Below are 15400 nucleotides of genomic sequence, written 5' to 3' on the forward strand. Positions count from 1 at the left end.
CGGCCCCAGCGGTCAGTCCTGTCGAGACTGGTAGACATCGGGCACACCGTCGAGGTCGGCGTCGGCGGTCTCCTCGGCGTAAACGGCCCGGTAGTGGCGGTTGCGGGCCCTCAGCAGCACCGCGGCCAGCAGCGCCGCCAACAGCGATCCGGTGAGCACGCCCACCTTCACGAAATCGTCACGAACGGAGCCCTGCCCGTAGGCCAGATCGCCGATCAGCAGCGAGACGGTGAACCCGATACCGGCCAGCATCGCCACTCCGAGCACATCCACCCAGGCCAGCGCGCTGTCGAGGGTGGCGCGGGTGACCGCGGACATCACCCGGGTGGTGAGAAAGATCCCGATCGGTTTGCCGACCACCAGGCCGGTCACGATGCCCAGCGTCACCGGGTCGGTCAGTGCCCGGGTAAAACCGTCGAGACCGCCCAACGCCACGCCCGCGGCGAAGAAGGCGAACACCGGCACCGCGACACCCGCCGAGAGCGGCCGCAGCCGGTGCTCGAAGTGCTCGGCCAGACCCGGTCCCGCGTCGGGACCCCCGGCGGCGGCACTGCGCACCACCGGCACGGTGAAGCCGAGCAGCACACCGGCCACGGTGGCGTGCACTCCCGATTCGTGCATGAGCACCCAGGTCGCGATGGCGAGCGGGACGAGCAGCCACCACGACCGGATCCGGCGCTGTACGCACAGCCCGAACGCGGCCAGCGGAACGACGACCAGCCCAAGAGCCAGCGCGTTGATCTTGTCGGTGTAGAACACCGCGATGACGGTCACGGCCAGCAGATCGTCGACGACGGCCAGGGTGAGCAGGAACGTCCGCAGCGCCGAGGGCAGGTGGGTGGACAGCACCGCGAGCACCGCGACCGCGAAGGCGATGTCGGTGGCCGTCGGGATGGCCCACCCCTGCACCGCGCCGTCCCCGGCGGGCAGGGCGAAGGCGACGAAGATGATCGCCGGCACGACCATGCCGCCGATCGCGGCGGCGATCGGCAGGGCAGCACGCGCCGGATCGCGCAGATCCCCCGCCACGAATTCGCGTTTGAGTTCCAGCCCGACGACGAAGAAGAAAATCGCCAGCAGTCCGTCGGCCGCCCAGTCGCCGAGGGTGAGGCTCAGGTGCAGACCGAACGGTTCGCCGCCGACCTCGAGATCCCGCAGCCCGAAGTAGGCGGCCGACCACGGCGAGTTGGCCCAGATCAACGCGACCGCCGCGGCGACCAACAGAATGGCGCCGCCGACGGTCTCCTTGCGCAGGATCTCGGCGGCCCGGCTGGTCTCACGCCAGGACCCCCGCGACAGGAGGCGACGGTTGGACGATTCGGTCATTTCGGCTCCGGGGTCGGCAATGTTGTCGCCGACCAGACTTCCCGGCACACCGGAATCAATGTAACCCACCGCCGTCGAGCGGGCCCGGGTCAGCGTGAGCGGGTGAGTACCGCCAGACATTCGACGTGATGGGTCAGCGGGAACGAGTCGAACACCCGGATCTCCTCGACCGTGTAGCCGTTTCGCAGGTAGAGCCCGACGTCGCGAGCGAACGAGGCGGCTTCGCATCCGATGTGGATGATGCGCGGCACCCCGGCTGCGGCAATCGTCCCGATGATCTCGCCGCCCGCCCCCGCGCGCGGCGGGTCCAACACGGCGACGTCGGCGCCGGCGCGCTGCTCGGACAGGGCACGACGCACCGAATCGGTCACCACGCCGATCTGGTCGAGGTCGGCGAGCGCGGCGCGCGCCGCTCGGCCCGCGGCCCGCGAGGTGTCGACCGTCACCACCCGACCGCCGGAGCCGACCTGTTCGGCCAGCGCCGCGGCGAATACCCCTGCGCCGCCGTACAGATCCCATGCGGTCATCCCGGGCTGCAGCTGCGCGTGGTGCGTCACCAGATCGCGGTAGCGCCCCGGCGCGTCGCGGTGGGCCTGCCAGAAGGCCGTCACCGGGATCCGCCACACCCGGCCACCCACCCGCTGCACCGCCTCGTATCCACCGGAGACGACAGTCGTCGACGCTGCGCCGCGCCGCCCCTTGGGCCCGGTCTGCACCACGTGCCGGGCGCCGTCGTCGTCGAGCGCGATGTGCACGTGCGCACCCGGCGGCCAGCGCCGGAGGGCGAGATCGTCGAGCAGTCCGACCGGCAGTTGGGCGCAGCTCAGATCGGTGACCAGCTCGGCGCTGTGGTAGCGGTGAAAGCCGGCCCGGCCGGACTGGGCTCCGCGCTCGCCGGTGTCGAGGCGGACCCGGGTGCGCCATCCGGTGGACGACCCGTCGCCGAGCGGCTCGGCCGCCGCCGCGTCGTCGGCACCCCACGCGTATCCGCCCAGGCGCATCAGCTGGTTGGCCACCACCGCACCCTTGAGCCGCCGCGCCGCCTCCGGCGTGGCGAACGCCAGATCGCAGCAGCCCGACCCGTCGACACCGGCGATCGGGCACTGCGACGGAATGCGGTCGGGCGAGGCGTCGAGCACTTCGAGCACATCGGCATGCCAGTACGACCCGCGTTCGTCGACCACCCGCACCCGCACGGTCTCGCCGGGCAGCGCGTGGCGGACGAACACCACCCGGCCGTCGTGGCGGGCGACGCAGCTGCCGCCGTTGGCTGCCGGACCGGTGGTCAGGGTGAGTTCCCGGGCCGGCTCGTGGGTTTCGGCGGTGCCGGGTCTCTTCACTCCAGGAAGCCCCGGCGCGCGTCACCCGGCGCCGACTGCGGTTGCAGGGTCTTGAGCCGCTCGGAGGACGTCAGCTGCCACGGTACGGAGGTGACCATCACGTTGGGCATGAACAGCAGCCTGCCCTTGAGTCGCAGCGCGCTCTGGTTGTGCAGCAGCTGTTCCCACCAGTGACCCACCACGTACTCGGGGATGAACACGGTGACCACCGTGCGCGGTGACTCCTTGGTGACCCGCTTGACGTAGTCGAGCACCGGTCGGGTGATCTCGCGGTAGGGCGAGGCGATCACCTTGAGCGGCACCGCGACGTCGCTGTCCTCCCACTTGTGCACCAGCGCACGGGTTTCGGCGTCGTCGACGCTGACGGTGATCGCCTCGAGCACATCTGGACGGGTGGCCCGCGCGTAGGCCAGGGCGCGCAGGGTCGGCAGATGCAGATTCGACACCAGCACGATCGCATGGTTGCGGCTGGGCAGGACGATGTCGCCCTCTTCGGCCGCACGCGCCTCCAGCTCCCGGGAGACGGTGTTGTAGTGCTTGCGGATCAATTTCATCAACAGGAACAGGATCGTCATCGCCAAGATCGCGATCCAGGCGCCGGCCATGAACTTGGTGACCACCACGATGACCAGCACGGTGCCGGTGCAGCTCAGCCCGATGCCGTTGATGATCCGTGAGCGCATCATGTGGCGGCGCAGCTCGGGATCGGTCTCGGTGCGCAGCAGCCGGGTCCAATGTCGCACCATGCCGATCTGACTGAGCGTGAACGACACGAAGACCCCGACGATGTAGAGCTGGATCAACGCCGTCACCTGAGCCTGGAACGCCACCACGAAGGCCATCGCGGCGAACGCCAGGAACAGGATGCCGTTGGAGAAGGCGAGCCGGTCGCCGCGCGTGTGCAGCTGCCGCGGCAGGTAACGGTCCTGAGCCAGAATCGATCCCAGCACCGGGAAGCCGTTGAACGCGGTGTTGGCCGCGAGGACCAGGATCAGCGCGGTCACTCCGGCGATCAGATACAGGCCGATCGGGAAGTCGTGGAAGACCGCATCGGCGAGCTGGGCGATCAAGGTCTTCTGCTGATAGCCCTCCGGCGCACCGATCAGCTGCTCGGTCGTGTCGGCGATCTTGGCCCCGGTGGCCTTGGCCAGCATGATGATTCCCATGAACAGGCTGATCGCGATCAGCCCCAGCAAGGCCAGGGTGGCGGCGGCGTTGCGCGATTTGGGTTTCCGGAACGCGGGCACGCCGTTGCTGATCGCCTCCACCCCGGTCAGCGCCGCACAACCCGACGAAAAGGCCCTGGCCACCAGGAACACCATGGCGAATCCGAGTACGTCGCCGTGTTCGGCCTCGACCGAGAAGTCGGCGGATTCCGCGCGCAGCGGTTCGCCCAGCACATAGATCTGGAAGAGCCCCCAACCGAGCATGATGTACATGCCGATCATGAAGGCGTAGGTGGGAATGGCGAACGCGGTCCCGGATTCCCGGATACCGCGCAGGTTGATCGAGGCCAACAGCAGGATCGCGGCGACCGCGAACCAGACCTTGTGCTCGCCGATGAAGGGGATGGCCGAGCCGATGTTCGACATCGCCGAGGCCATCGACACCGCCACGGTGAGCACATAGTCCACCAGCAGTGCGCTGGCCACGGTGAGACCGGCGGTGGGCCCGAGGTTGGTCGTCACCACCTCGTAGTCGCCGCCACCGGATGGATAGGCGTGCACATTCTGGCGGTAACTCGCGATCACGATCAGCATCACCACCGCCACCGCCAGACCGATCCACGGCGCCATCGAGTAGGCGGTCAGGCCCGCAACCGACAGGACCAGGAAGATCTCCTCCGGCGCGTAGGCCACCGACGACATCGCGTCGGAGGCGAACACCGGTAGCGCGATGCGCTTGGGCAGCAGCGTGTGGGACAACCGGTCACTGCGGAACGGCCGCCCCAGGAGCAGCCGACGAGCAGCGGTCGAAACCTTGGACACGAGAGCCAAGGGTAAGCCCAGCGACGGTTAGCGGTAGCGTTCCGGTTGCGGAGATTCGCTACCGGCCGACAACCGGCACAGCCGAAAGGAAACCGCTGGTGCGTGTAGTGGTGATGGGATGCGGCCGGGTGGGCGCGTCGCTGTCGGACAGCTTGTCCCGGATCGGGCACGATGTCGCGGTCATCGACCGCGACAGCACGGCCTTCCACCGGCTCAGTCCGGAGTTCGCCGGCGAGCGGGTGCTCGGCATGGGCTTCGACCGCGATGTGCTGCTGCGGGCCGGGATCGAGGAGGCCGGCGCATTCGCTGCGGTGTCGTCCGGCGACAACTCGAACATCATCTCAGCCCGGGTGGCCCGGGAGACGTTCGGCGTGGAGCGGGTGGTCGCGCGTATCTACGACGCCAAACGCGCCAAGGTCTATGAGCGCCTCGGCATTCCGACGGTGGCGACGGTGCCCTGGACGACCGACCGGCTGCTCAACGTACTGACCCGCGAGACCGAGACCACCAAGTGGCGCGACCCCTCGGGCAACGTCGGGGTCGCCGAACTGCCGCTGCACGAGGATTGGGTCGGCCGCCGGGTCACCGACCTGGAGGCGGCCACCGGGGGCCGGGTGGCGTTCCTGATCCGATTCGGGAGCGGTCTGCTGCCCGACGCCAAAACCGTGATCCAGGCCGGCGACCAGGTGTACATCGCCGCGGTCTCCGGCCATATCGCCGAGGCGATGGCGATCAGCGCGCTGCCTCCGGGTGAGGAGGAGCAATGAGAGCCGCCGGCATCAACACGGGCGGGACCACGGAGGAGCGGCGCCGATGAAGGTCGCGATCGCCGGAGCCGGAGCCGTCGGCCGCTCCATCGCCCGGGAGCTGCTCGACAGCAGTCATGAGGTGACACTGCTCGAACGCAACCCCGACCACGTCGACGTCGACGCGATCCCGGCCGCCCAGTGGCGCCTCGGCGACGCCTGCGAGCTCACGGTGCTCGAGTCGGTGAGCCTCGAGGATTTCGACGTGGTGATCGCCGCCACCGGCGACGACAAGGTCAACGTGGTGGTCAGCCTGCTCGCGAAGACGGAGTTCGGTGTCTCGCGCGTCGTGGCGCGGGTCAACGATCCCCGCAACGAATGGCTCTTCGACGAGAACTGGGGCGTGGACGTCGCGGTGTCGACCCCGCGCATGTTGGCCTCGCTGGTCGAGGAGGCGGTGGCCGTCGGGGATCTGGTGCGGCTCATGGAGTTCCGCACCGGCCAGGCGGCGCTGCTGGAAATCACGCTGCCCGACGACACACCGTGGGGCGGGAAACCGGTCAAACGCCTCGAATTGCCGCGCGACACCACCCTGGTGTCCATCCTGCGCGGCCCCCGGGTGATCGTGCCCGAAGCCGACGAACCCCTCGAGGGTGGCGACGAGCTGCTGTTCGTGGCGGTCGCCGAGGCCGAGGAGGAGTTGCGAGACCTGTTGCTGAAGGGTCGATCCCGCTAGGGGCCCGGTGGCGGAGCCGCGCGGTCATGACACTGCGCGGCCACGTGGGCGGGGACGCCGCGGCTCGCTCCGGCGTTGCCGATACCGACCGCCGAGATCGCCCCGGCGATCGCCAGCAGCGCCGCGACCACCAGCGCACCGCGCCGGAATCCGACCGAATCCATTGCGCTGAGCGCGCTTTGACCGACGATCAGGCCGGTGAATGCGATCGCGACCAGACCGGCGATGCGAGATACGGCGTTGTTGACCGCCGAGCCGATTCCGCTCTGGGCCGGATCGACCGCGGCGAGCACCGCGGCGGTCAGCGGCGACACCGTCACCGTCAGGCCGAGACCGAACAGCACCAGGCCGGGCAGCATCTGGGTCCAGAAGTCGAACGGATCGCCCGCGCCGGCCATCAGCACGAACCCGGCCGCACCGATCAGTGGGCCGACAGCCATGAACAGGCGTGGCCCGTACATCCCGGCCAGCGTGCCGAAACGGCGGGCCAGCAGGAACGACAGCACCGGGATCGGCAGCGTGGCCAGCCCGGCCGCGGTGGCCGACAGCCCCGCCCCCTCCTGGAGGAACAACGCGATCAGCAGCGGGCCCAGCGACACCGCCGCGTACAGGAACACGGTGGCGAGGTTGCCGACCGCGAAGTTGCGCGAGGCGAAGATGGACAGCGGCATCATGGGGTGGCGGGAACGGTGCTCCCAGAACGGGAATGCGGTCAGACACACCACGCCGGACACCAGGCCGATCAGCACGCTCGGATGGGTGAGGCCGAGGCGCTGCTGTTCGATCAGCGCATAGACCGCTCCGGTCAGCCCGACCGCCGCGAGTGCCGCGCCGGCCACGTCGACCCGCGCCGTGCCGCGGCGCTGCGGCGCGTCGCCGGGCAGCGCACGCATCAGCCACAGCGTCAGAGCGAGCGGAACGACGTTCACCCCGAAGATCGCCCGCCAGTGCACGGCGTCGACGAGCAGGCCGCCGAGCAGCGGTCCCACCACGAACGCCGTACCGGTCCACGCCGTCCAGGTGCCGATGGCCCGGGCCTGGCGGGCCCCGGAGAACCGGCTGTTGATCATCGCCAGGGAGCTGGGCACCAGGAACGCAGCGCCGACGCCCTGCAGACAGCGTGCGGCGACCAGCACCGCACCGGTCGGCGCGGCCGCACACACCACCGAGGCGACACCGAACAGCACCAACCCGGCCCGCAGCACGGCCAACCGCCCGAACTGGTCGGATACCGCACCGGCGACCAGGATCAACGCGCCCAGCGCGAGCAGGTAGCCGTCGACCACCCATTGCTGCAGCGACAGACCGCCGCCGAAGTCGGCGCTGATCGCGGGCAGCGCGAGGTTGACCACCGAACCGTCGAGGAACGCCACGAACGAGGCCAGCACCGCGACCGCGACAAGACGACGATCGGTGCGGTCGTCGGGGGGCACCGCCGGATCAGTCGACGCGGGTGTCGATGTCAGTGGAGGCGTCGGCCGCGTCGTCGGCGAGCGTGGGGTCGGGCCGGTCCGCAGCGGTGTGGGCGTCGATCGCCCGCTGGGCCGATTTGATCGCCAGATAGGTGGCCAACGCGGCGACCCCGGTGAGTGGCCAGCCCATGGCGATGCGCGCGACACCCAGCCAGCCGGTCTGGTCCTGGTCGTAGAGATGTTCCTGGACGACGAAGCGAGACGCGAACACCGCGACCCAGGTCAGCGTCGCCGCGTCGAACGCCCGCACCGCCTTGGGAACCGCACGCCAGGTGCGGCCATGCCCGCCGATCCAACTCCAGAAGAAGCCGACGATCGGCCGGCGCACCAGCACCGACAGCGCGAACAGGCACGCGTACACCAGCGACATCCAGATGCCGTAGAGGAAGTAGCCCTTGGACTCGCCGACCAGATAGGCGATCAGGGCGCTGACGCCGACGGCGAGGAATCCGGAGATCGCGGGCTGCACCGAGTCCTTGCGCACCAGCCGCCAGATGAGGATGAGTGTCGCCACGCCGAGGGCGGCCCCGATGGCGGGGACGAGCCCGGCCATCGAGGAGATCGGGACGAACACCAGGACGGGCAGCGAGGAATAGATCAGGCCGCTCACGCCGCCCATCTGCGCCAGGATCGCCTGGGCGGTGCTCTTCTGGCCCGGTTCGTCTCCGGGTTCGCTCACTTCTGGATCTCGTAGAGCGGGTTGTAGATCGCCTTGGTGCCGTTCTCGAGCTTTCCGACCCGTCCGTGCACGCGCAGCGTGCGGCCGGATTCGATGCCGGCGATCCGGCGCTGACCCAGCCACACCAGCATCACGGTGTCGGTGCCGTCGAACAGCTCGGCTCGCACACCGCCGGCGCAGCCCTTGGAGTTGGTCTCCACACTGCGCAGGGTGCCGATCATCGTGACTTCCTGACCGCGCCGGCAGTCGATCGCCTTCTGGGCGCCGGTACTGGCGGCTTCGTCGTTGAGCTCCTCGACGTCGAGTTGCTCTGGGTCCTCCGTCAGACGTCGGGTGAGTCGACGTAGGTACCCTTCGGCCGTTGCCATGGCCACTCCTGACCTTCTGCGGATCCACCGTGGATCCACCATTGATGCAACGCCACGGTAGACCTCTTGGTTCCGATATGCCATGCGGGGTTGACCACGGCGCGCCGTTCTAATCCCCCGGATTTGACGCAGCGGGCACGATCGTCTCGTGACGGTCGATCTGCGCGGCGTGACCACGGTGTTGCTCCCCGGTACCGGCTCTGACGACGACTACGTCTACCGGGCCTTCTCCCCTGCTCTGCACGCAGCCGGAGCGGTGGTGGTCACCCCCGCGCCCCGACCGGAACACCTGATCGGCGGGTACCGGAATGCTCTGGACGAGGCCGCCGACGCGGGCCCGGTCGCCGTCGGCGGGGTGTCGATCGGGGCGGCGGTGGCGGTGGAGTGGGCGCTGGCCCATCCCGACCGCACGGTGGGGGTCCTCGCCGTGCTGCCGGCCTGGAGCGGGTCACCGCACAATACGCCGGCGGCGATGACCGCGCGGCACTCCGCGCACGTGTTGCGCCGCGACGGACTGGTCGCCGCAACGCATCAGATGCGGGACTCCAGTCCGCGCTGGCTCGCCGACGAGCTGTCCCGTTCGTGGGCCGGGCAGTGGCCGGGGTTGCCGGACGCCATGGCGGAGGCGGCCGAGTACGTTGCGCCGACCGTGGCGCAACTCGAGACGCTGGGCGCGCCGCTGGGTGTCGTGGCGGCCACCGACGATCCGGTGCATCCGGTCGAGGTCGCGGTCGAATGGGTCTCCGCGGCGCCGGCCGCCGCCGTGCGCACGGTCACGCTGGACGAGATGGGCGCCGATCCCGCGGTGTTGGGCACCGCCGCCGTGGCCGCCCTGCGCGAGGCTGCCGGGCGCCTGAGCTAGCTGTACCCGGCAGTCACGTTGTTGACAGTCGGCTGATCGGGGGTTGGTCTCCGATGGCTGAGTGGCGTCGCTGATTGTTGTAGTGCTCGAGCCATGGGGCAAGGGCTGCGCAGCGGGAATCGTTGGAGTCGAACACTTGGTGGTAGGCCCATTCGGTTTGCAGGGTGCGGTTGAACCGCTCGGCCTTGCCGTTCTGCCAGGGGCAGTGCGGGCGGATGAACACCTGGCGGGCTCCCAGCCGGGCCACTGCCTTGTGCATGTCGGTGCTGCGGCGGTAAGCCAACGCGTTGTCGGTCATCACGCCTTCGATGCGCTCGATGCCTGCGGTGGTGAAGTAGGCCGCTGCGCGAGTCAAGAATTCGGCACAGGTTGGCCCTTTCTCATCGGGCAAGATCTCTGAATAGGCCAGCCGGGAGTGGTCGTCGATCGCTGAGTGCACGTAGTCGTAGCCGATGCCGCGCCCGCGGACCTGTTCGCTGCGGCCGTGAGCTTTCCACCCGCCGCCGTCGGGGATCCGCCCGATCTTCTTGACATCCATGTGAATCAGCTCGCCCGGGCGCTCACGTTCATACCGGACCGCAGTGGCTTTCGACGAGCGGATGACCTGCCCGGTCAATGGGTCGCAGTCGCGTAGATAGGGCAGGTGGTGGCGGCGCAGGACCGTGCTGACGGTGCGGGCCGGCACGCCCAGCTCGTCGGCGATGAACTGCTGGCCACGCCGAGCAGACCGGCGTAGCACCACGATCGCGGCTTCTACCTCTGGCGCGGTGCGGGCGGGGCTGTGATGCGGCCTGCAGGAGCGGTCGGCCAGTCCGGCCGCACCCTCCTCGAGGAAGCGGCTTACCCAGCGATACGCGCACTGACGGGACACACCGAGTTCAGCGGCGACGTGAGCGGCCTTGCGACCACCAATCAGAATCCGGTCGACGAGTAGTTGTCGACCATGAACCGTCAAACGAGCGTTAGCGTGGGACACGAGGACCTCCGAGTGTGTGAAGACGTCAGACATCTCCACTAAGCCCGGAGGTCCTCCCTTCTCACAGCCAAACCGTCAACAACGTCCCTGCCGGGTACAGCTAGCCGCCGGTGATGGTGCGCAGCTGTTGCATCGCCGAGCCCTGTGCGCTGCGGCGGGCCGCCGGCTCCGGAGGCGCCTGCTGGTGCTGCTGCTGGGCCTGCTGTTGCTGGGCTTGCTGCGCGGCGGCCTGCTGGGCCGCGGCGGCGCGCAGCTGCTCGGCCATCGGTTCGGGCAGGTTCACCGGCAGCGGTGTCCGCACCGGCAGCGGTGTGTCACCGCGGCGCACGACGGTGTCGCGCAGCGCCTCGCGCACCTCGGCGGTCAGCGCGTCGAAGTTCTCGGCCAGGCCGTTGGCCACGCAGCGGATCATCCACCGGTACCCGTCGATGCCGATGAATCGGGCGACCCCGGCCGCGGTGCCGACCACCTCGCGACCCCAGGGGCCGTCCTGGATGGTGACCGAGGCGCCGTCCTTGCGCAGCGACTCGGCCAGTTCGGTGGCCACGTCGCGCCACAGCCCTGCGGACTTGGGCGCAGCGTAGGCCGCCACGGTGAAGCGACCGTTGCGGGTGACCACCCACACCGCGCTGGGCACCCCGTTTTCGCTGAGCTCGACCTGGACCTGGCCCCCGGCGGGCATCGGGATCAACACCGATCCGAGATCCAGGCGGCCTTCTGCGGCCACCGCGGGGTCGTCGAAGTCCTCGATGTCGAACGGCCCGTCGAAGTCGTCGTCGGAGGCCCCGTTCGCCACGTTCTCGCCGACCTCGAGGTCGCGCTCCGCACTGTCGTCGCTTCTGTGCTTACCGATTGCCATTTATAAACTCGCATGTCCGCCGGAGGATCCGTGGCCGCCTGCGCCACGGGTGGTTTCAGCCAGTCCGGCGTCGTCGAACGACGTCACCTCGACCAGCTCGGGCAGTTCCACCCGCTGCACCAGCAGCTGGGCGATGCGGTCCCCGCGCCTGATCACGATCGGTGTGCGGGGGTCGAGGTTGATCAGCGAAACCCTGATCTCCCCCCGATAGCCCGCATCAATCGTACCGGGGCTGTTCACAATCGAAAGGCCAACGCGCGCAGCCAGACCCGATCGTGGATGAATCAGCCCCACCATGCCGTGCGGAATCGCCACTGCGATGCCGGTCGGCACGAGCGCCCGTTCACCGGGACCCAGTTCGACATCGCAGGCACTGCACAGATCGACGCCCGCGTCGCCGTCGTGAGCCCGGGTGGGCATCGGCAGTTCGCGGTCCAGCCGCACGACCGCCAGGAAGGTGGACACGACGCACGAGATTACTCTGAGCCGCATGTCTGACACGCGCGCAGCCACCCAAACGGTGCGCTATCGGGAGCGGCTGTCGGTGCCGTGGTGGTGGTGGCTGCCCGGCCTGGGCCTTGCGGCGCTCATCGCCTACGAAGTCGACATGGGGATCGAGGCGATGCCCGCATGGGTGCCGTTCGCGGTGCTGCTGCCGGTGGCCGGGGTCGTGCTGGTGTGGTTCGGCCGCACCGAGGTCAGGGTGCTCGGTGAGCCCGGTGGGGAGGTCGAGCTGTGGGTGGGACCCGCGCACGTGCCGATGAGCGTGGTGTCGCGACGCGCCGAGGTGCCGCGCTCGGCGAAGTCGGCGGCGCTGGGCCGTCAGCTCGATCCGGCCGCGTACGTCGTGCACCGGGCCTGGGTCGGCCCGCTGGTGCTCCTGGTCCTCGACGACCCTGAGGATCCCACGCCGTACTGGCTGATCAGCACCCGTCATCCCGACCGGGTGCTGGCCGCGCTGGATCGCTGACGGTCAACGCCCAGCGGTCAGGCCGCGCAGTCCGAGCAGATCATCATGCCGTTCTTCTCGCTGGCCAGCCGGCTGCGATGGTGAACCAGGAAGCAGCTCGAGCAGGTGAACTCGTCGGCCTGTTTGGGAACGACGCGAACCGAGAGTTCCTCGCCGGACAGGTCCGCGCCGGGCAGTTCGAAGTTCTCGGCCGTCTCGGACTCGTCGACATCGACGACCGCGGATTGCGCCTCGTTACGCCGGGCCTTGAGTTCCTCCAGTGAATCCTCGGAGACGTCGTCGGTCTCCGTACGCCGTGGGGCGTCGTAGTCGGTAGCCATGTAGTGCCGTCCCCTCCGAAAAATCCCGCACCGTCAATCTGCAGCAGTGCTTTGTACCAGCGTCGAACGCATTCACCAAACGATTCGTGCCCGCAAACCGCCGTCCTCGACTGTGATTTACCTCACACCCGCCGTGTCACCTGGAACGGGTGTCGCGCCACCGTGGCTTTAGAGTGTCGGGGTGGTCGCACACATCACCGAAGGCACCGCGTTCGACAGAAACGGTCGCCCCTTTCGCCGGCGCAACTACCTGCCCGGCATCGCCCTGATCGCGGCCCTGGCGGTGGTCTCGATGGTGGTGTGGTTGATCGCGCTCAACCAGCAGACAGTGGTACCCGCCGCGGCGGTCTGCAATCAGCCGCCGCCGGCCCCCGCGACCCAGCCGCCGCCACCGCCGCTGGGGCAGCAGGTCTCGCGCGAAGAGATGGCCGGTGTCACGCCCGCCAAGCTCGCCGACACCAAGATCCGGGTGCTCAACGCCAGCGGTCAGGGCGGCCAGGCCGGCGAGGTGGCCGGCGAACTACGCGATCTGGGTTTCACCGCCCCCGAGGCCGCCAACGATCCCATCTACGCCACCGCCCGGCTGCAGTGCCAGGGCCAGATCCGGTTCGGCCCGGCCGGACGGGCCGCCGCCGCCGCGGTCTGGCTGGTGGCACCGTGCACCGAGCTGTTCGAGGATCAGCGGCCCGACGACACCGTCGACCTGGCCATCGGTACCGACTTCTCCCAGCTCAGCAGCAGCGAAGACATCGAGGCGGTGCTGGCCAGCCTGCGTCCGGATGCGACGGCCCCGGCCGACTCCGCGCTGATCACCCGCATCCACAACGGCACCTGCTGAGCGCTACCGGACGCCCACCTCGCGCAGCACGTCGTCCAGTTCCGCGGCGACCCCGGGCGCGGCGGCGACCACCAGACCTGCGCCGCCCACGGCGCCGGCCGTGGCGGGTAGGCGCACCGTGGCCCCCGCCTCGGCGGCGATCAGTGCCCCGGCCGCCCAGTCCCACACGTTGACGCCGTCCTCGTAGTAGGCGTCCAGCCGGCCCGCCGCCACCATGCACAGGTCCAGCGCACAGGAGCCGATGCGGCGCACGTCGCGCACCCGGGGCAGCACGCCGACGAGAACGCGGGCCTGCTCGTGACGCCGTTGAGGCGCGTAGGCGAACCCGGTGCCCAACAGCGCCAGCGACAGCTCGCTCGCGGTACTGCAGCGCAGCGGCGTCACCTCGCCCTTCGCGCGCAGAACCGCGCCGTCACCGCGGGCCGCGGAGTACACCGCGGCGTTCGCCACGTCGGCCACGGCACCGGCCACCGACTCGCCGTCGCGCTGTACGGCCACCGACACCGCATAGGCCCAGATGTCGTAGACGAAGTTGACGGTGCCGTCGATCGGATCGAGCACCCAGGTCAGCTGACCGGCCGCGGCGTCGGCCGAGCCGCCCTCCTCCTCACCGAGGATCTGGTCGTCCGGGCGCAGGGTGGCCAATCGTTCGCGCAGCAACCGTTCGGTCTCGGTGTCCACGACCGTGACCGGATCGGTCGGGGTGCTCTTGGCCGTCACGGCCCCGGATCCGGCGGCGGCCGCCGTGGTCCCGAACACCTCGGCCCGGCGGCGTCGGACGAACTCCGCCGCCTCGGTCGCCAGCTGTTCGGCCACCGCGCGTAACGCCCGTGGATCGTCTCGGTCTGCGTCGCCGTCGCTCACGCGTGCCATCGCACCACGGCGCGCGCCGAATGTCTGCGTCGAGGTGACCGACACCCACGCGGGGGAATCGGTGAGCCACTACGCTGTCAACCGCGGACGCGGCTCGCGCGTCACCCGCCGGGCCGATCTGCTTAGGAGCGCCGATGACCGCCACCGATCCGCCTGCTGTCGTAGCCGCAACAGACGGCGAGCCGGCCCGCCGCGGATTCGGTATCGACGTCGGTGGCAGCGGCGTCAAGGGCGGCATCGTCGACCTCGACACCGGCCAGCTGGTCGGTGAGCGGTTCAAATTGCCCACCCCGCAGCCCGCCACGCCCGATGCGGTGGCCGCGACGATCGCCCAGGTGGTCCGCGAGTTCGGCTGGACCGGCAAACTCGGCGTCACCTATCCCGGCGTCGTGACCAACGGTGTCGTGCACACCGCGGCCAACGTCGACAAATCATGGCTGGGCGTCAACGCCCAGCAGGTGTACAGCGCCGCGCTCGACGGGCAACCGGTCACCGTGCTCAACGACGCCGACGCCGCCGGTCTGGCCGAGGAGCGCTTCGGGGCGGGTAAGGACAACACCGGCGTGATCGTGCTGCTGACGTTCGGCACCGGCATCGGCTCGGCGGTCATCCACAACGGCATCCTGCTGCCGAACACCGAATTCGGCCATCTCGAGGTGGGCGGCAAGGAGGCCGAGCACCGCGCTGCGTCCTCGGTCAAGGAGCGCAAGGACTGGAGCTACGAGCGGTGGACCGTCGAGGTCACCAAGGTGCTCGTCGCGATCGAGAACGCGATCTGGCCGGATCTCTTCATCGCCGGCGGCGGTATCAGCCGCAAGGCGGACAAGTGGATTCCGCTGCTGAAGAACCGGACACCGGTGGTCGCCGCGGCCCTGCAGAACTCCGCGGGCATCGTGGGCGCCGCGATGGCGGCCGAGGTCAACGTCACAGCTACCGTTCGGTAACTCCGCGCGCCCCGCGGAGAAACGGCCGCACGGCGCGGCACACCCCGCTGTAGTCGCTACAATGATCTGCGGCGGCCGCCAACCGAATAGCGGCAGATATCCC

17 protein-coding genes are annotated in these 15400 nt (G+C 69.5%); 6 read left to right on the forward strand and 11 right to left on the reverse strand.

What is annotated here, in order from left to right; translation table 11 throughout:
* Positions 1 to 12: 12 nt before the first annotated feature.
* From nhaA to ACN27E_RS07755, 3 genes are all read right to left on the reverse strand, one after another.
* Complete coding sequence (nhaA, locus tag ACN27E_RS07745; protein ID WP_422747964.1) at positions 13 to 1326, reverse strand: Na+/H+ antiporter NhaA; 1314 nt, start codon at positions 1324 to 1326, stop codon at positions 13 to 15.
* An 89-nt stretch (positions 1327 to 1415) separates the two neighbouring features.
* Entirely contained in the window at positions 1416 to 2666 is a 1251-nt protein-coding gene (locus ACN27E_RS07750) for a class I SAM-dependent RNA methyltransferase (protein ID WP_422747965.1), read from the reverse strand.
* Positions 2663 to 4654, reverse strand: coding sequence for an APC family permease (locus tag ACN27E_RS07755; protein ID WP_422747966.1), 1992 nt, complete (start codon positions 4652 to 4654; stop codon positions 2663 to 2665). The genes ACN27E_RS07750 and ACN27E_RS07755 overlap by 4 nt, the downstream gene beginning before the upstream one ends.
* 98 nt (positions 4655 to 4752) lie before the next feature.
* On the opposite strand from ACN27E_RS07755, the gene ACN27E_RS07760 reads away from it, so the two are divergent.
* Positions 4753 to 5421 (forward strand): potassium channel family protein, encoded by a 669-nt coding sequence (locus ACN27E_RS07760; RefSeq protein ID WP_422747968.1) that lies wholly within the window; start codon positions 4753 to 4755, stop codon positions 5419 to 5421.
* 46 nt (positions 5422 to 5467) lie between these two features.
* On the forward strand, positions 5468 to 6136 hold the full coding sequence (locus ACN27E_RS07765) for a potassium channel family protein (RefSeq protein WP_422747970.1): 669 nt from the start codon (positions 5468 to 5470) through the stop codon (positions 6134 to 6136).
* Here the strand turns inward: ACN27E_RS07765 and ACN27E_RS07770 are convergent.
* The 3 genes from ACN27E_RS07770 to ACN27E_RS07780 are packed head-to-tail and all read right to left on the reverse strand — an operon-like array spanning position 6133 to position 8655.
* Positions 6133 to 7569, reverse strand: a complete 1437-nt coding sequence (locus ACN27E_RS07770) for an MFS transporter (protein WP_422747972.1) — start codon at positions 7567 to 7569, stop codon at positions 6133 to 6135. The genes ACN27E_RS07765 and ACN27E_RS07770 overlap by 4 nt on opposite strands.
* Before the next feature lie 7 nt (positions 7570 to 7576).
* A complete protein-coding gene (locus ACN27E_RS07775) occupies positions 7577 to 8287 on the reverse strand; it encodes a DUF3159 domain-containing protein (protein ID WP_422747974.1) in 711 nt (236 codons plus the stop codon).
* Positions 8284 to 8655: an OB-fold nucleic acid binding domain-containing protein gene (locus tag ACN27E_RS07780; RefSeq protein WP_422747975.1), complete on the reverse strand. Its 372-nt coding sequence runs from the start codon at positions 8653 to 8655 to the stop codon at positions 8284 to 8286. The genes ACN27E_RS07775 and ACN27E_RS07780 overlap by 4 nt, the downstream gene beginning before the upstream one ends.
* Before the next feature lie 148 nt (positions 8656 to 8803).
* On the opposite strand from ACN27E_RS07780, the gene ACN27E_RS07785 reads away from it, so the two are divergent.
* Positions 8804 to 9517 carry an alpha/beta fold hydrolase gene (locus ACN27E_RS07785; RefSeq protein WP_422747977.1) on the forward strand — a complete coding sequence of 238 codons (714 nt, stop codon included), beginning with the start codon at positions 8804 to 8806 and terminating at the stop codon, positions 9515 to 9517.
* A gap of 13 nt (positions 9518 to 9530) precedes the next feature.
* On the opposite strand, the gene ACN27E_RS07790 is transcribed toward ACN27E_RS07785, so the two are convergent.
* The 3 genes from ACN27E_RS07790 to dut all read right to left on the reverse strand — a co-directional run bounded on the left by ACN27E_RS07790 (position 9531) and on the right by dut (position 11817).
* Positions 9531 to 10493, reverse strand: a complete 963-nt coding sequence (locus tag ACN27E_RS07790; RefSeq protein WP_422749702.1) for an IS481 family transposase — start codon at positions 10491 to 10493, stop codon at positions 9531 to 9533.
* Between the two features lie 100 nt (positions 10494 to 10593).
* Positions 10594 to 11352 (reverse strand): DUF3710 domain-containing protein, encoded by a 759-nt coding sequence (locus ACN27E_RS07795; RefSeq protein WP_422747980.1) that lies wholly within the window; start codon positions 11350 to 11352, stop codon positions 10594 to 10596.
* Entirely contained in the window at positions 11353 to 11817 is a 465-nt protein-coding gene (gene dut, locus ACN27E_RS07800; RefSeq protein WP_422747982.1) for a dUTP diphosphatase, read from the reverse strand.
* A 25-nt stretch (positions 11818 to 11842) separates the two neighbouring features.
* Here dut and ACN27E_RS07805 point away from each other — a divergent pair, with 25 nt between their 5' ends.
* Positions 11843 to 12322 carry a DUF3093 domain-containing protein gene (locus ACN27E_RS07805; protein WP_422747984.1) on the forward strand — a complete coding sequence of 160 codons (480 nt, stop codon included), beginning with the start codon at positions 11843 to 11845 and terminating at the stop codon, positions 12320 to 12322.
* Between the two features lie 17 nt (positions 12323 to 12339).
* On the opposite strand, the gene ACN27E_RS07810 is transcribed toward ACN27E_RS07805, so the two are convergent.
* Positions 12340 to 12642, reverse strand: coding sequence for a DUF4193 domain-containing protein (locus ACN27E_RS07810; protein ID WP_066829195.1), 303 nt, complete (start codon positions 12640 to 12642; stop codon positions 12340 to 12342).
* 181 nt (positions 12643 to 12823) lie between these two features.
* On the opposite strand from ACN27E_RS07810, the gene cei reads away from it, so the two are divergent.
* A complete protein-coding gene (gene cei / locus ACN27E_RS07815; protein WP_422747986.1) occupies positions 12824 to 13480 on the forward strand; it encodes an envelope integrity protein Cei in 657 nt (218 codons plus the stop codon).
* Between the two features lie 3 nt (positions 13481 to 13483).
* On the opposite strand, the gene ACN27E_RS07820 is transcribed toward cei, so the two are convergent.
* Positions 13484 to 14353, reverse strand: coding sequence for an inositol monophosphatase family protein (locus ACN27E_RS07820; RefSeq protein WP_422747988.1), 870 nt, complete (start codon positions 14351 to 14353; stop codon positions 13484 to 13486).
* Between the two features lie 134 nt (positions 14354 to 14487).
* Between ACN27E_RS07820 and ppgK the strand changes: the two genes are divergently transcribed.
* Positions 14488 to 15297, forward strand: coding sequence for a polyphosphate--glucose phosphotransferase (gene ppgK, locus ACN27E_RS07825; protein WP_422747990.1), 810 nt, complete (start codon positions 14488 to 14490; stop codon positions 15295 to 15297).
* Positions 15298 to 15400: the final 103 nt, after the last annotated feature.

The sequence above is a fragment of the Mycobacterium sp. WMMD1722 genome (assembly GCF_049315205.1).
Classification (GTDB): Bacteria; Actinomycetota; Actinomycetes; order Mycobacteriales; family Mycobacteriaceae; genus Mycobacterium.

Excerpts from the sequence above, each read along its gene's own strand:
- nhaA (WP_422747964.1), bottom strand. The coding sequence starts at position 1,326 with ATGACCGAATCGTCCAACCGTCGCCTCCTGTCGCGGGGGTCCTGGCGT.
- ACN27E_RS07765 (WP_422747970.1), top strand. The coding sequence starts at position 5,468 with ATGAAGGTCGCGATCGCCGGAGCCGGAGCCGTCGGCCGCTCCATCGCC.
- ACN27E_RS07780 (WP_422747975.1), bottom strand. The coding sequence starts at position 8,655 with ATGGCAACGGCCGAAGGGTACCTACGTCGACTCACCCGACGTCTGACG.
- ACN27E_RS07795 (WP_422747980.1), bottom strand. The coding sequence starts at position 11,352 with ATGGCAATCGGTAAGCACAGAAGCGACGACAGTGCGGAGCGCGACCTC.
- ACN27E_RS07805 (WP_422747984.1), top strand. The coding sequence starts at position 11,843 with ATGTCTGACACGCGCGCAGCCACCCAAACGGTGCGCTATCGGGAGCGG.
- ACN27E_RS07810 (WP_066829195.1), bottom strand. The coding sequence starts at position 12,642 with ATGGCTACCGACTACGACGCCCCACGGCGTACGGAGACCGACGACGTC.
- ACN27E_RS07820 (WP_422747988.1), bottom strand. The coding sequence starts at position 14,353 with ATGGCACGCGTGAGCGACGGCGACGCAGACCGAGACGATCCACGGGCG.
- ppgK (WP_422747990.1), top strand. The coding sequence starts at position 14,488 with ATGACCGCCACCGATCCGCCTGCTGTCGTAGCCGCAACAGACGGCGAG.